The sequence below is a fragment of the Streptomyces sp. NPDC007907 genome (genome assembly GCF_042959365.1).
Classification (GTDB): domain Bacteria; phylum Actinomycetota; class Actinomycetes; order Streptomycetales; family Streptomycetaceae; genus Streptomyces; species Streptomyces indiaensis.
On record NZ_JBIBKR010000008.1, the window covers coordinates 37,071 to 51,360 of the forward strand.

A 14,290-nucleotide genomic window follows, 5' to 3' on the forward strand; every position below is an offset into this window, starting at 1 on the left:
AGCTCGGTCAGTCGTGCGCGACGACGGCCACGGGGGCGGCCGCGTGATGCAGCACCGCGTGCGTGACGGGTCCGATGTGGGCGCCGAACGGGCTGCGGCGGACCCGGCGTCCGACGACGACGAGGGACGCCTCGCGGGAGGCGTCGATGACGTGGTTGGCGGGGCTGCCGGAACGGGACTCCTCGACGACTCGGACGTCCGGGTACTTCTGCCGCCAGGGCCGCAGCACCGCGGTGAGGGCGGCGGCCTCCTGCCGCCCCAGTTCGGTGTTGAGCTCGAGGTCGACGGGCAGGCCGTAGGCGAAATAGGGCGGAAGGTTCCAGCTGTGCACGACCCGCAGGGCGGTGTCGCGACGGGCGGCCTCCTCGAAGGCGAAAGCGATCACCGTGTCATCGGGGTGGCCCGTGTCGAGGCCGAGCACCACCGGCCGGTACGGCGTGGCGGCGGAGGGAAGACCTGCGGGGTCCTTCTCGTGTTCGTCGGCGGCCTGTCCCCCGGCCCGTACCAGGACGACGGGAGTGTCCGTGTGCGCGATCACGGACATGCCCACGGACCCGACGAGGAATCCGCCCACACCACTCAGCCCACGTGAGCCGAGGACCAGCAGTTCAGCGTCCTTCGACGTCTTCGCCAACGCGTCCATCGGCCGCCCGGGAATCTGCTCCGCCTCCACCTGCACGCCGGGGTGGCGCAGACGGAGTGCCTCAGCCGCCTCACGCGGTATCCGTTCACTCCAGTGCGCCTGTGTCTCGGCGCCCAGCAGCGGGGCCTGCGCCATCGGTTCCGGGACGGGCTCCCAGACGTGCACCAGCCGCAGCGGCAGGCCGCGCAGCTTGGCCTCGCGGGCCGCCCACTCGGCGGCCGCACGGCTCTCCGGCGAGCCGTCGAGGCCCACGGTGACGTTGCGGGACATGCTGTCCACCTCCTGAATCGGGTTGCGATGCAAGGGTGGTGGTGCGGGCAGGCCGCGGTGCAGAGACCGCAGGTCCCCCGGTCCGGGGCCAATGGTCCCCACGCTCCCGGCCAGGTGGTGCCGCCGGCAGCAGACCGCCCGGCCCCCTCACAGCGCGAGGCTCGCGGGCGCGGGCGGAGCGCCCCGGCTCGGGCGCGCCCCTGAGGGACCGCAGGGACAGAGCCGACAGGAGGTCGTCCCGGTGCCGTACGGCCCCGCGGCGGACCGGGCCGTGGGACCGATGTTCCCTGATCCATGGGGCCGTTCGGCCTCTCTTCGCCCCGCACCGGCGAACGCCGCCGAAATGCCGCCCGGTGCCTGATACACAGGAAACGGCCGCCCCCATCGGAGCTGCCTCTCCCCCTCATCAGCCCCTGTCCGGGAGGCACCATGCTGTCCGCAGAATCCGCCGCCGTGGTCCGTGCCACACTGCCCGCCGTGGCCGGCGCGCTCGACGAGATCACGACGCGCTTCTACGGTGCGATGTTCCGTGATCGGCCCGAGCTGCTGGACGGGATGTTCAACCGCGGCAACCAGGCCAGCGGGGCCCAGCGCCGAGCGCTGGCCGGCTCGATCGCCGGGTTCGCGACCGCGCTGCTCGACGATCCGGACACCCGCCCGGACACGATGCTGGACCGGATCGCGCACAAGCACGCCGCCGTCGGAGTAACCGACGACCAGTACACGCTCGTGCACAAGTACCTGTTCGGCGCGATAGCCGAGGTTCTCGGCGACGCCGTCACTCCCGAAGTGGCGGCCGCCTGGGACGAGGTGTACTGGCTCATGGCCGGCGCCCTGATCGGCCGGGAGGCCCGCCTGTACCAGGACGCGGGCGTGGAGCCCGGCCGGATCTGGCGGCAGTGGACGGTCGTCGAGCGCCGCACCGAGACTCCGGACGTGGTGTCCTTCCTCCTCCGGCCCGCCGACGGCCGGCCGGCGCCGCGGGCCCTGGCGGGCCAGTACGTCAGCGTCCGCCTGCGCATGCCCGACGGAGTGCACCAGCTGCGCCAGTACAGTCTGTCCTCCGACCCGGGCGGGAATCTCCGGCGCATCACCGTCAAGCGGGTCGCCGGGGCGGCCGGAGCACCGGACGGTGAGGTCTCCAACCTGCTGCACGACCGGGTGCACGAGGGCGACGAACTGGCGCTCTCCGCTCCCTTCGGGGACGTCTTCCTCGACGAGCCGGCAGACGCCGCCACGCCGGTCGTCCTGGTCTCCGCAGGCATCGGCGGCACCCCGATGGCAGGCATCCTGGCCCGGCTCGCCGCCCTCGGCTCGACCCGCCCGGTCCTGGTCCTGCACGCCGACCGCTCCCCCGCCGACCACGCCCTGCGTACCGAGACACGTGAGCTGGTCGGGCAACTGCCGGGGGCCCGCGCGGTCTTCTGGTACGAGCAGCCCGGCCCGGAGGAGCCCGGTGCCCGCGAGGGCCTGATGAACCTCGACGGCGTCGAACTGCCCGAGGGCGCAACGGTGTTCCTGTGCGGCCCGCTGCCGTTCATGCGCCAGGTCCGCACTCAGCTGCTGGGCGCCGGGATTCCGGCACAGCGCATCCGCTACGAGGTCTTCGGTCCCGACCTGTGGCTGCCCGGCCCGGGGGCCTGAACACCGGAGGTCCCACCGCACTTCCAGGAAAGGAAGCGACATGACCGGCAATGACTTCCAGACCACCGCGCCCGGCGTGCTGGTGCGTTCGGACGGCGAGGTGGACGACGACACTCTGGCGTACGCCCGCGAGAAGATCGACGCCGTCATCGGCCGGCCGGGCGTTCCCGCCCTCAGCGGCGAGGTGCGGCTCGCGAAGGCGGCCGCTCATCACGTGGACCGTCCGTGGTCGGCGACGGCGTCGCTGCACATCGGGCGGCGTGAGGTCGTCGTGCTCGCCGAGGAGAGCACCGGCCGTGAGGTCGTCGACCGGCTCCAGGACCGGCTGCGCCGCCAGATCGACAAGGCGGCCCACACCGGACACAGCGGCCATCGGACCTCGGCCCCGCCGTGGCGCGGCGGCCCCGGCACCCCGCCTCCCGCGGAGGGAAGCGGCACGACGACGGACTCTCACCCGGCGTAGGCCTGCGGTGAGGACAGGCCCGGTCGGTGACGGTCCACCGGCCGGGCCCGTGGTTCCCCGTGCCCGCACATGGCGGCCGCTCCGGCGGGCCGTTCAGCCCACGAGGGTGACCAATGGCCCACTGACGGGCCTCACGGACGCGGGACACGCTGATGCCGCGCGGTTCCCGATCAGCGGGCGAGAACGAGGAGTTGAGTGATGGCGAAGGCCTATCTGGTGGGCAGCGGGATAGCGGCGCTCGCCGCGGCCACGTTCCTGATCCGCGACGGTGGCTTCGACGGAGCGGACATCCACCTCTTCGAGGAGCAGCGGAACATCGGCGGCAGCGGGGACGCGGGCGGCACGGCCGCCACCGGCCACCCCCTGCTCGGCGGTCGGATGTTCGAGTCCGGATTCCGCTGCGCCCACGACTTGTTGTCCGGCATTCCCACCCTCGACGACCCCTCGGTGTCGGTCATCGAGGACATCCTGTCCGGCGACGAGGACTCGGGGCGAGGAGGCATCGCCCGCCTCGTCGACGGCGACGGGAAGATCGCCGACACCCGCTCGACGGGGTTCTCCGAGCGCGACCGGCTGGAGCTGATCCGCTGCCTGGCCACCCCCGAGGGGCACCTGGACGGAAAGCGCATCACGGACTGCTTCGGCGAGCACTTCTTCACCACGAACTTCTGGTTCCTGTGGTGCACCACGTTCGCCTTCCAGCCCTGGCACAGCGCCATCGAGTTCCGCCGCTGCCTCAGGCGCTTCCTCCCTCTCCTTCCCGAGTTCGCCGCCATGTCGGGCATCCACCGCGCCCGCTGCAACCAATACGACTCCATCGTGCGGCCGTTGGCCGCCTGGCTGCGTGAAAAGGGCGTGACCGTTCGGACCGGAGCCCACGTCACCGATCTCGGCTTCGCGCCGGGCCGCAGGAGTACGAGGGTCGAGCGCATCCACCTGTCCCACAGCGGCCGTGACGAGCGGATCGAGGTGGCCCCAGAGGACCTGGTCCTGGTCACCAACGGTGCGATCGACGACGCCGTCAGCCTCGGCTCGCACCACTGCGCACCGCCCCCGCACGCCCATCGCTCGGACGCCTGGCTGCTGTGGCACCGGCTGTCCCGTGGGCGCGAGGACTTCGGCGACCCTGCCGCCTTCGACAAGCACGTCAAGGAGTCCCGCTGCGAGTCGTTCACGGTGACCACCCGCGACAGCGCATTCCTCGACGCGCTGGAGAAGTTCAGCGGTGGCGAGACCGGCCGCGGCGGCCCGATGACGCTCACCGGCTCCAACTGGCTGCTCACCATCGCCGCCCCGCGCCGGCCCGTCCACCGGGGACAGCCCGAAGGGGTCCGGGTCTGGTGGGGTTACGCCCTGCACCCCGGCCGCGCCGGCAACCACACGCCCAAGCCCATGACGATGTGCTCCGGCCGGGAGATCCTCGACGAGGTCTTGCACCATCTGCCGTTCGACGAGACCGTGGCCGACCGGATCCGGACGGCCTCCACCGTCGTTCCCTGTCTCATGCCGTACGTCACCAGTCAGTTCCTGGCCCGCCGCCGCGACGACCGGCCCGAGGTGGTGCCCGAGGGATCCGTCAACCTCGCCTTCATCGGACCGTTCGCCGACGTGCCGGACGACGTCGCGGGCACCGTCGAGTACTCCGTCCGCACCGCTTGGACAGCGGTGGCCCGGCTCCTCGACCTCGGCGAGCCCCCGCCCGCCGTCCTCGCGGGCCGTCACCATCCCCGTGTCCTGGCCGCCGCATGGGAGACCGTGCACCGTCGGTGACCCGGATCACGGCCGGCCGACGCGTCCCGGCCTGGCGTCGCGATGCGGGCGCCGGTACCTGCGTCGCCGTACGGCGCGGGCGAGTGACCGGCCCGACGAGCGTGGCCGCTCGTGACGACCACCCTGAGGACCGGCCAGACAATCCTCACGCCGTCGCCACGGTCAGGGGCCCGGCAGCACCCGGGGCGCCGTCACAGGTCGCCGGGCAGCCCGAGGCCGGTCAGCGCGCCGACCGGGTCCGGGTCGGGGGTGCCTCTCGGCCACCAGTCGTCGTGGCCCGGCTCGGACTCGTAGGCGTACCAGAGCCCGTCGCGGCCGAGGCGGAGTTGAAGGTGACCGTGGGGGTGCGTGAGGTGATTGCGCCAGGGGCGGAAGGCGGGCAGGTCGGCGGCGAGGAGCAGCGGCCTGGCCCGGTCGAATCGCCCGGCGGGCGGGTCCCACGGCTCTTCCAGTACGGCGAGGCCCTCCAGTCCGCCCTGGCGCCACGCGGCGACCGCGCGGGCCAGCTCGGACGGGGTGCGGTCGGCCGCGGCGGCGAGGGACGCGTACAGCGACCGTGTGCCGGCGGTGAGTCCCGCGCCCGGTCGGGCCGCGGCCAGCCGGACCGCGTCCTGCCAGAAGGTCAGCTGTCCGACCGGGTCGCGGCCGGTGCCGAGCAGGGCGTGGGCGCGGGCTGCGGCGTCCGTGGCCAGCTGGTCCAGCGCGAAGGGGTCCGGGCCGCCGGGGGCCGCCGGGTAGGCCGGGGGCTGTTCGGGGTGCGCGAGCGGAGGCAGTGGAGCGGGCAGGGGTGCGAGGGCGCGCGAGGCGAGGACCTCGGCCGCTCGCACGCCCGGCAGGGGCGCCGGCCCCTTGTCCTGCGCGGCGCGCGCCGCGCGGGTGGCGCTCAGCCGGGACAGCGCGTCCAGGAGCTCCCGCTCGCCCCGGCCGCGCAGCAGGAGCAGGACGAAGGGGTCGGCGTCGAGCAGCCGGGCGGTCTGGTAGCAGAGGGCGGCCGCGTGCTTGCAGGGGTGGGCGCGGTCGGGGCAGCTGCAGTGGGGCTCCAGCTCCTCGGCGCCGGGCAGGAGCGGCACGCCGCACTCCGCGAGGGACTGGGGCATCTCCTTGTCGAGCAGCGCCGCGATGTGGCCGGGGCGGTCGGCGGCGGCGTCCAGGAAACGGTCCCAGTCGGTGTCGTCGAGCGTGCGCAGGCGTACCTGGACGCGGTAGGGGCGGGGGCGGCTGCCCTGGACGTAGGCCAGCACCAGTCCGGGCGTCACGGTGATGGCGTCGACATGCCCCTGCCCCGCGTAACCCCGCCCGCGCTCCAGCCGCTTCACGTCCAGCGCGCCCTGTTCCAGCGCCTCGACCCAGGCGTTTCCCCACCAGCTCTCCGCGAAGCGGTCGCCGTCCCGGGGTGGGAGGGGCGGGAAGGTGCGGCGGTGTTCGTGGTCGCGCGCCGGGGCGGCCATGGAGCGAGGGGTCCGGGTGGGCCGAGGGGCGCGGGTCGTCGAGGTGGTGGCCGGGGCCGCGGGCGGCTCAGGGCCGACGGGTGCGGAGCCCGGAGGAGAGGAGGCGCCGGTGTGGCGGGCCGAGTCCGAGTCGCGGGTCGCCCGGTCGTCGGTGGGACGGGGGGTCCGGTCGGCGGTGGGCAGGTCCGAGCCGGCATCACGGGATGCCGAGCCGCCCGTCCCGAGCGGGGCGGGCTCGATCCGGGGCCTCGGGCTGCGGGCGTTGTCGGGCGTCTCCCGGGCCGGCACGCTCGGGCCGGACCGCCGCGAGCTCCCCGCCGCTCGGTCGCCCGCGCCGTGCAGCAGGTCGGTCATACGGGCGGAGCCGCCGGACCCGTCGGCCGTGGGCTCGTCCTCGGAAGCCGTGTCCCGCAGGTCCGGCATCAGGAATGCGCCGGACAGCAGCCGCCCCACGTCACGCGGACCCGGGCCAGGTGCGTCCGCGCCCGCCCGTCGCACAGCCGCCGCCCTGTCGTCCACGGCTCTCTGCCGGGCCCGGCGCCTGCGGCGGGCGCCTTCCCGCTCCGTCTCCTCCCGAGCCAGCCGCGCGTCGTCCCGTGCCGCGCGCAGCGCCTCGCGCGCGACGTCTGCGGCTCTCCGCCCGGTCCCCGCCCGGCCGGTGGGTGGGGCGGGGGCGGCCCCGGCCGACGTGGCCTCCACAGGGGTCGTGTGCGGGTCACCGGGTGCCGGCGGCTCCGGCGTCACGGCCGCCGGGAAGCCCTCGGGCGGCACCTCGCCGGCACGCGGTGCGTCGGCGCCCTCCGGGCGATCACCACGGTTCCCTTCGGGGGCGATTCTCTCCTCCTGCCCGCCGGAGCGTTCGGTGGCGCCGGTGTCCTGGGGCGCACCGCCACCGACCCCCTCACCGGCGGCCGCCCCGGAACCATCGGCGTCGGCGGAGGCTTCGGCGGACTCGGAGGAAGCGGCAGGCACGGAGGACGCCGCCAGCTCGAAGGCATCGGCGGACTTGAAGGCGTCTGCGTCCACCCGCCCGCTTCCCCGCTGCTCGGACACCGCCCTGCGCAGCGCCTCGCGGGCCACGTCTGCCGGTCTGGGCGCCCCATGGTCTGCCGCTCCCCCGGCCGGGGACGGCGGCTCCGGACGGGCGGCCGGGGCCGGATCCTGGGCCGCCCGTTCCCGGGCCTCGCGCAGGGCACGGCGGGCCTCGTCGGCCGGGCGGGCGTTCATGTCGTCCTCCCCGGGCGCGGGCGGGCGCTCATGACGTACTCCGCGGGGAGGGCGGGGGGGGCGGTTCGCAGCGCACGCTGGGGGTCATGACGACCTCCGCAGCGACACCAGGTCGGACAGCTCCCGGTCCGTCAGCTCCGTGAGGGAGGACTCGCCGGAGCCCAGGACGGCGTCGGCCAGGGCGCGCTTGGACTGGAGCATCTCGGCGATGCGGTCCTCGACGGTGCCCTCGGTGATGAGGCGGTGCACCTGCACCGGCTGGGTCTGGCCGATGCGGTAGGCACGGTCGGTCGCCTGTTCCTCGACCGCTGGGTTCCACCAGCGGTCGAAGTGCACGACGTGGCCCGCCCGGGTGAGGTTCAGGCCGGTGCCGGCCGCCTTGAGCGACAGCACCAGGACCGGTGTCGAACCCGCCTGGAAGCGGTCCACCATGCGTTCCCGCTCGGGGACCGGCGTGCCGCCGTGGAGGAGGTCGACCGGGACGGCCCGGGTCGCCAGGTGCGAGGTGATCAGGCGGGCCATCCCGACGTACTGGGTGAAGACCAGGGCGGATCCGTCCTCCGCGAGCAGCGTGTCCAGCAGCTCGTCCAGCAGGGCGAGCTTCCCGGAGCGGGCGGCGAGCCGGTCGCCGGAAGCCGGGGTGTGCTCCTCCTTGAGGAACAGCGCGGGGTGGTCGCAGATCTGCTTCAGCGACGTGAGGAGCTTCAGCACCAGGCCCCGGCGGGGCATGCCCTCGGCCGTCTCGATGGCGAGCATCGACTCGCGGACCACCGCCTCGTAGAGCGCGGCCTGTTCGCGGGTGAGCGGCACCGGGTGGTCGGTCTCCGTCTTGGGCGGCAGCTCGGGCACGATGCCCGGGTCGGACTTCTTGCGGCGCAGCAGGAAGGGCCGTACCAGCCGGGCCAGGCGCTCCACCGCCTCCTCGTCCTCGCCGTTCTCCACGGCGCGCGCGTGCCGGGCGCGGAAGGACTTCAGCGGGCCGAGGAGTCCTGGGGTGGTCCAGTCGAGCAGGGCCCACAGCTCCGAGAGGTTGTTCTCGACGGGCGTGCCGGTCAGGGCCACGCGCGCGGGGGCGGGGATGGTGCGCAGTGCCTTGGCGGTGGCCGAGTAGGGGTTCTTCACGTGCTGCGCCTCGTCGGCGACGACCATGCCCCAGGCGCGTTCGGCCAGGGCGGGGGCGGCCGAGCGCATGGTGCCGTACGTGGTGAGGACGAAGCCGCCGTCCAGGCCGTCCATGCTGCGGTCCGGGCCGTGGAAGCGGCGGACGGGCACGCCGGGGGCGAAGCGGGTGATCTCCCGCTGCCAGTTGCCCAGCAGGGAGGCCGGGCACACGACCAGGGTGGGTTCGCTGCGCGCCCGCTTCAGATGCAGGGCGATGAGGGTGACGGTCTTGCCGAGACCCATGTCGTCGGCGAGGCAGCCGCCGAGGCCGAGGGAGGTCATCGACTCCAGCCAGGCGAGGCCGCGGAGCTGGTAGTCCCGGAGGGTCGCCTGCAGCTGCGGGGGCGGTTCGGCGGGGCGGATCCCCGCGGTCAGGCGGTCGCGCAGGGCGGCCAGCGCGCCGACCGGGACGGCCGGGACCGTCTCGCCGTCGACGTCGGCGGTGCCGGTGAGGGCGACGGACAGCGCGTCGACCGGGTCGAGCAGGCCGAGGTCCCGTTTGCGGGCCTTGCGGACCAGCGCCGGGTCGACCAGCACCCACTGATCGCGCAGCCGGACGACCGGGCGGTGGGCCTCGGCGAGGGCGTCCATCTCGGTGTCGGTGAGCGGGTCGCCGCCGAGCGCCAGCTGCCAGCGGAACTGGAGGAGGTCCTCGCTCTCGAAGAAGCCGGTGCCGTCGGTCGCCGAGCCGGGGGCGGGACGGACCACCGCCGCCGCGGACAAGTCCTGTGCGAGGTCCCGGGGCCAGTGCACCGCGACGCCCGCGGCGGCGAGCCGGGTCGCCGCGATGCCCAGCAGGTCGGTGACCTCGCCCTCGGTCAGGGCCAGGACGTCGGGCACGTCCTGGTCGGCGAGCCGGTCCAGCGGGGGCCAGACGCGGGCCGCGCGGCGGACGGCGAGGGCCGCGTCCACGCGCGCGCGGGGGCCGAAGGCGTCGTCGGCCGCACCCGCCCACAGGGCCGCCGCGTCGGCCACGAGGGTGGGGTCGGCGAGGCTGTGCACCTGGACGATCGCGGCGCCGGCGCTGCGGGCACCGCCGTCGGAGGCGTCGTCGAACAGGTCGTACGCCGACAGGTCCAGGCGGAGCGAGATCCGCACGCCGGCGTCCATCCCGGCGGCGACCTCGGCGGCCCAGTCGTGGGCGGTGGGCAGATGCGTGGCCTCGCGGGCGGCGAAGGGCCGGCCGGAGGTGTGGGGTGCTGCCGGGGTGCGGGGCAGGGTGTCGGCGACGGCGTCGAGGAAAGCCCGCACCAGCGCTTCCGGCTCGGGCAGGTGGATCGGCCCGGGGCCGGGGAGCGGCACGGCGTGGCCCTCGTAGGGCAGGGCGGCGGCCACCGCGCGCAGGTGTGCGATGTCGTCCGGGTCGAGGGGGCCGGCCCGCCAGGCGTCGTGGCCCGTGGCGGTGAGGCCGGGCAGCAGCCGGCCGCGGGCGGTCAGCCGCAGGGCGTGCAGGGCGGCGGCGCCCCAGCAGGCCGTGGCGGGGTGGGCCGCGGGGTCGTGCCGGGCGCGGACGAGGAGCGGCAGGGCGGCGTCGAGCGGGAGGGTCAGTGCGGGGGTGGTGTGCCGCCGGACGCCGGTGGCGCCGTGCCGTCGTACGACGGTCAGCTCGGTGTCCGCGGCGTCCCCGCCGGACTCGGCGCCCCCGCCTCCGCGGGCGGGCAGGGGTTCGCCTTCGGGGTCCCAGAAGGCGATGCGCCCCTCGCGCGGCAGGGGTGCGGGCAGGAAGACGGCAGGGAGCCGGACCGGGACCGTCGTCTCCCCCGCCCGCTCGGCCATCACAGCCGTGTCTGCCATACGTCCTGCCACCTCCCGCCCCGGGTGTCGGATCAGTTGTCTCCGACTCTACGGGCGGGGTCTGACAATCGGCCCCGGCGGCTGGGTCGGGGCACGGTCCGGCAGGATCAGGGCACGGTCCGGGAGACGACGTATACCCAGGGGTACGCCGGGTTGGACAGGTCGACGACCACGTCGTGGGTGGGTGCCGGGTTCTTCTGCCTGTGGACGAAGCCGTACCAGGAGTCGGTCGTGGCGAACTTCCAGCCGGTGATCTTCCGGTCGCGGGCACCGATGGCGACGTCGCCCTGCTTGAGGTCCTTACGGGTCACACCCAGGCCGGTCAGGTAGGCGTCCAGGCCGGCCGCGTTGGTCTCGAACTGGGTGTAGAGGCGGCTGGTCTTCCAGTTGTTGGTCTCGTAGTACGCCACGTGCCAGGCCGGGTGCGGGACGGGCACCTGGTAGATGCGGCGCTGGAGCTTGGAGGGCCAGCCCGCGGTGAGGCCGGTCGCCGAGTACTTCGCCTCCTTGTCCTTGCCGCTGTCGCGGCTCTGGTTCGCGGAGATCACGAGGTAGCCGGCCGGGATGCCGATGAGCAGCACGATGATCAGCAGGGTGAGGGACCTGCGGCGGATCATGTGGCGGCGGTCCTCGGCGGGCCGGCCCGGTTCGTCGGACCAGGGGCCCTGGTGGGGCAGGGAGGCGGTCACGGCGTCTCCTGGGTACTGCGGAGCGACTGCGTGTACCGCTCGAGGCGCTCGTAGCGCTCCACGCGGCGGCGCTTGGCGCGGCGGAAGCGGCGGGCGACGAGGCGGGCGAGGTCGGCGGCGCCGACCATGCCGGCCTCGGGGCCGAGCTGGGCCCGGACGATGCGGGCCTCGGGGCGGTAGCCGCGGCCGGTGAGGTGCCGCTTGAAGGCGTCCCGGGCCGGGCCGATCAGCAGGTCGTCGGCGGCCGAGACGCCGCCGCCGATCACGAAGCAGGAGGGGTCGAGGGCGGCGGCGAGGTTGGCGATGCCGACGCCGAGCCACTGGCCGATGTCCTGGAGCAGCTCGATGCACATGGCGTCGCCCTCGCGGGCCAGCTCGGTGATCATCGGGCCGGTGATGTCGCCGATGCTGCCCTTGACGTGCTCGATGATCCCGTAGGCGACCGGTGAGTCGGCGGCGGCCAGCTCGCGGGCCTCGCGGACCAGGGCGTTGCCGGAGCTGTACTGCTCCCAGCAGCCGCGGTTGCCGCACGGGCAACGGTGGCCGCCGGGCACGACCTGCATGTGGCCGAACTCGCCGGCGACGCCGTACTTGCCGCGCTTGACCTGGCCGTCCTCCAGGATCGCGCCGCCGATGCCGGTGCCGAGGGTGATCATGACGAGGTGGTCCTCGCCGCGGCCGGCGCCGAAACGCCATTCGGCCCAGGCGGCGGTGTTGGCGTCGTTGTCCACGAGGACGGGGACGGAGAGCCGGCCCGAGAGGCGGTCGCGCAGCGGTTCGTTGCGCCAGGACAGGTGGGGGGCGAACAGCACCCGGTTGCGGTCGGCGTCCACCCAGCCGGCCGCGCCGATGCCGACGGCGTGCACGTCGTGCCGGTCGGAGAGGTCCAGGACCAGCTCGGCGATGGTGTCCTCGACGACCTTGGGGCTCTTGGACTTGTCCGGGGTCTCCGTGCGGAGCATCTCCAGGATGTTGCCGTCGGCGTCGACGACGCCCGCCATCACCTTCGTACCGCCGATGTCGATGCCGACCGTGGGCACGCGGGGGGCCGTCAGGTGCGAGCGGCGCTCCCGGGTGCCGACGGTGCGCAGGGCCGTGGCACGGCGGGAGCCGATGGGGGCGGTGAAGTCGCGGTAGGTGCTCATCGCGCCCGATTCTGCCTCACGGGGAGGCAGGGTGCGGAGCGGGGCAACAACCCGCCGTCGCCGTGTACGGGTGCGTGGGGGCCGGTCGCGCAGTTCCCCGCGCCCGTGAAAAATCAGGTCCGTACGAGCAACTGGAACTCGAACGAATAGCGCGTCGGGCGGTAGGTGTGTGTGCCGTATTCCACTGCTCGGCCGGTGTCGTCGAACGTCACCCGCTGCATCGTCAGCAACGGGGCCCCCGTCTCCTCCGCGAGGCGCTCCGCTTCCTCCTCCGTCGCCGCTCGGGCGCCGATCGACTGGCGGGCGCTGTGCAGGGTGATGCCCGCCGCGCGCATCAGGCGGTAGAGGCCGGTCGTCTCCAACTGGTCGGTGTCGAGGTCGATGAGGCCGGGGGGCAGGAAGTTGCACAGGTAGGCCATGGGCTCGCCGTGGGCGAGGCGGAGGCGTTCGACGCGGTGGACGTCGCTGTCCTCGGCGACGCCGAGTGCCGCGGCGACCTCGGCGGAGGCGGGGACCAGCTTGTTCACGAGGACCCTGGTGGCCGGGCGCTGGCCCGCCGCCTCCAGGTCGTCGTAGAGGCTGCTGAGCTCCAGGGGGCGTTTGACCTGGCTGTGCACGACCTGGGTGCCCACACCGCGGCGGCGTACGAGGAGGCCCTTGTCGACGAGTGACTGGATCGCCTGGCGGACGGTCGGCCGGGACAGGCCGAGCCGGGCGGCGAGTTCGATCTCGTTGCCCAGCAGACTGCCGGGGGTCAGCGTGCCGTGCTCGATCGCGGCCTCCAGCTGCTGGGACAGCTGGAAGTACAACGGCACGGGAGAGCTGCGGTCCACGCTCAGCTCGAGCTGCACGGTCGGGTCCACTTCTGGTTTCGGCACGGGCCGAGCGTAGCCCCGTGCGTTGTTGACGGGAAGTCGTGTAGTCAGATTGTCCGGACATACAGATTGACAGCGGCGGGCTGCGCACGCACTTTGTTCTCATGCGCATCGGCGTCATCGGTACGGGCCGCATCGGCACCATCCACGCGAACACGCTCAGCCGGCATCGCGACGTCGGCTCCCTGATCCTGACGGACGCGGACCCGGCCAGGGCCCAGGAACTGGCGCACCGGCTGGGCGAGACGGCGGCGCCCGGCGTGGAGGAGATCTTCCGCTGGGGGGTGGACGCCGTGGTCATCACGACGGCGACATCGGCCCACGCCGAACTGATCGGTCGGGCAGCACGCTCGGGTCTGCCGGTGTTCTGCGAGAAGCCCATCGCGCTGGACCTGCCGGGCAGCCTGAGTGCGATCGCCGAGGTCGAGACCGCCGGAACGGTTCTCCAGATGGGGTTCCAGCGCCGCTTCGACGCCGGCTACACGGGGGCGCGCGAGGCCGTGCGGTCCGGCCGGCTGGGGCGGCTGCACACCGTGCGGGCGCTCACCAGCGACCAGGCGCCGCCGGACGCGGCGTGGCTGCCGCTGTCCGGCGGGCTGTACCGGGACACGCTGATCCACGACTTCGACGCCCTGCGCTGGGTGACCGGCCGGGAGGTGACGGACGTCTACGCCGCCGGGTCGGACGCCGGGCCCCGGATGTTCCGCGAGGCGGGTGACGTGGACACCGCCGCCGCGCTCCTCACCCTGGACGACGGCACGCTCGCCACCCTCACCGGGACCCGGATGAACGGGGCCGGCTACGACGTGCGCATGGAACTCGCCGGGGAGCGCGACCAGATCGTGGTCGGGCTGGACGACCGTACGCCGATCGCGTCCACCGAGCCGACCGGGCCACCGGCCGCGGACAAGCCCTGGTCGGGATTCCTGGAGCGGTTCGGCCCAGCCTACGAGGCGGAGCTGAACGCGTTCGTCGAGGTGGTCCGGGGCGAGCGGGCCAACCCCTGCGACGGGCGCGAGGCGTTGCAGGCACTGCGGGTCGCCGAGGCGTGCGAGCTGTCGCGCCGCGAGCGCAGGCCGGTCCACCTCGGTGAGATCCCCGGCGGATCCCCTCCGGCGTTCGCCTGACTGCTGTCCCTGCGGGCCCGGCTGTCCCTGCCGG

Annotated in this window: 10 protein-coding genes; 4 read left to right on the top strand and 6 right to left on the bottom strand. The window is 74.1% G+C overall.

Annotated elements, in window-relative coordinates:
* Window positions 1-7 precede the first annotated feature (7 nt).
* The gene (locus tag ACFZDI_RS29725) at window positions 8-913 is read right to left on the bottom strand and encodes a universal stress protein (protein WP_391254587.1); all 906 of its coding nucleotides are present in this window, start codon (window positions 911-913) and stop codon (window positions 8-10) included.
* Window positions 914-1,342: 429 nt separating this feature from the next.
* Here ACFZDI_RS29725 and ACFZDI_RS29730 point away from each other — a divergent pair, with 429 nt between their 5' ends.
* The 3 genes from ACFZDI_RS29730 to ACFZDI_RS29740 all read left to right on the top strand — a co-directional run bounded on the left by ACFZDI_RS29730 (window position 1,343) and on the right by ACFZDI_RS29740 (window position 4,790).
* On the top strand, window positions 1,343-2,557 hold the full coding sequence (locus tag ACFZDI_RS29730) for a globin domain-containing protein (RefSeq protein ID WP_391254590.1): 1,215 nt from the start codon (window positions 1,343-1,345) through the stop codon (window positions 2,555-2,557).
* 40 nt (window positions 2,558-2,597) lie between these two features.
* Window positions 2,598-3,020, top strand: a complete 423-nt coding sequence (locus ACFZDI_RS29735; RefSeq protein ID WP_391254593.1) for a hypothetical protein — start codon at window positions 2,598-2,600, stop codon at window positions 3,018-3,020.
* Between the two features lie 198 nt (window positions 3,021-3,218).
* The gene (locus ACFZDI_RS29740; protein ID WP_391254596.1) at window positions 3,219-4,790 is read left to right on the top strand and encodes an oleate hydratase; all 1,572 of its coding nucleotides are present in this window, start codon (window positions 3,219-3,221) and stop codon (window positions 4,788-4,790) included.
* A gap of 191 nt (window positions 4,791-4,981) precedes the next feature.
* On the opposite strand, the gene ACFZDI_RS29745 is transcribed toward ACFZDI_RS29740, so the two are convergent.
* The 5 genes from ACFZDI_RS29745 to ACFZDI_RS29765 all read right to left on the bottom strand — a co-directional run bounded on the left by ACFZDI_RS29745 (window position 4,982) and on the right by ACFZDI_RS29765 (window position 13,105).
* On the bottom strand, window positions 4,982-7,465 hold the full coding sequence (locus ACFZDI_RS29745; protein ID WP_391254598.1) for an SWIM zinc finger family protein: 2,484 nt from the start codon (window positions 7,463-7,465) through the stop codon (window positions 4,982-4,984).
* A gap of 84 nt (window positions 7,466-7,549) precedes the next feature.
* The gene (locus ACFZDI_RS29750; protein ID WP_391254600.1) at window positions 7,550-10,420 is read right to left on the bottom strand and encodes an SNF2-related protein; all 2,871 of its coding nucleotides are present in this window, start codon (window positions 10,418-10,420) and stop codon (window positions 7,550-7,552) included.
* A 107-nt stretch (window positions 10,421-10,527) separates the two neighbouring features.
* Window positions 10,528-11,109, bottom strand: coding sequence for a sugar kinase (locus ACFZDI_RS29755; RefSeq protein ID WP_234845677.1), 582 nt, complete (start codon window positions 11,107-11,109; stop codon window positions 10,528-10,530).
* A complete protein-coding gene (locus tag ACFZDI_RS29760) occupies window positions 11,106-12,254 on the bottom strand; it encodes an ROK family glucokinase (RefSeq protein WP_234845678.1) in 1,149 nt (382 codons plus the stop codon). The genes ACFZDI_RS29755 and ACFZDI_RS29760 overlap by 4 nt, the downstream gene beginning before the upstream one ends.
* A 113-nt stretch (window positions 12,255-12,367) precedes the next feature.
* Entirely contained in the window at window positions 12,368-13,105 is a 738-nt protein-coding gene (locus tag ACFZDI_RS29765) for a GntR family transcriptional regulator (protein ID WP_234845744.1), read from the bottom strand.
* Between the two features lie 128 nt (window positions 13,106-13,233).
* Between ACFZDI_RS29765 and ACFZDI_RS29770 the strand changes: the two genes are divergently transcribed.
* Window positions 13,234-14,256, top strand: coding sequence for a Gfo/Idh/MocA family oxidoreductase (locus ACFZDI_RS29770; protein ID WP_391254604.1), 1,023 nt, complete (start codon window positions 13,234-13,236; stop codon window positions 14,254-14,256).
* Window positions 14,257-14,290 lie beyond the last annotated feature (34 nt).

Bases quoted from the DNA above. Each gene is read 5' to 3' on its own strand.
- ACFZDI_RS29725 (WP_391254587.1), bottom strand. From the start codon at position 913: ATGTCCCGCAACGTCACCGTGGGCCTCGACGGCTCGCCGGAGAGCCGT.
- ACFZDI_RS29735 (WP_391254593.1), top strand. From the start codon at position 2,598: ATGACCGGCAATGACTTCCAGACCACCGCGCCCGGCGTGCTGGTGCGT.
- ACFZDI_RS29740 (WP_391254596.1), top strand. From the start codon at position 3,219: ATGGCGAAGGCCTATCTGGTGGGCAGCGGGATAGCGGCGCTCGCCGCG.
- ACFZDI_RS29745 (WP_391254598.1), bottom strand. From the start codon at position 7,465: ATGAACGCCCGCCCGGCCGACGAGGCCCGCCGTGCCCTGCGCGAGGCC.
- ACFZDI_RS29730 (WP_391254590.1), top strand. From the start codon at position 1,343: ATGCTGTCCGCAGAATCCGCCGCCGTGGTCCGTGCCACACTGCCCGCC.
- ACFZDI_RS29760 (WP_234845678.1), bottom strand. From the start codon at position 12,254: ATGAGCACCTACCGCGACTTCACCGCCCCCATCGGCTCCCGCCGTGCC.
- ACFZDI_RS29750 (WP_391254600.1), bottom strand. From the start codon at position 10,420: ATGGCAGACACGGCTGTGATGGCCGAGCGGGCGGGGGAGACGACGGTC.
- ACFZDI_RS29770 (WP_391254604.1), top strand. From the start codon at position 13,234: ATGCGCATCGGCGTCATCGGTACGGGCCGCATCGGCACCATCCACGCG.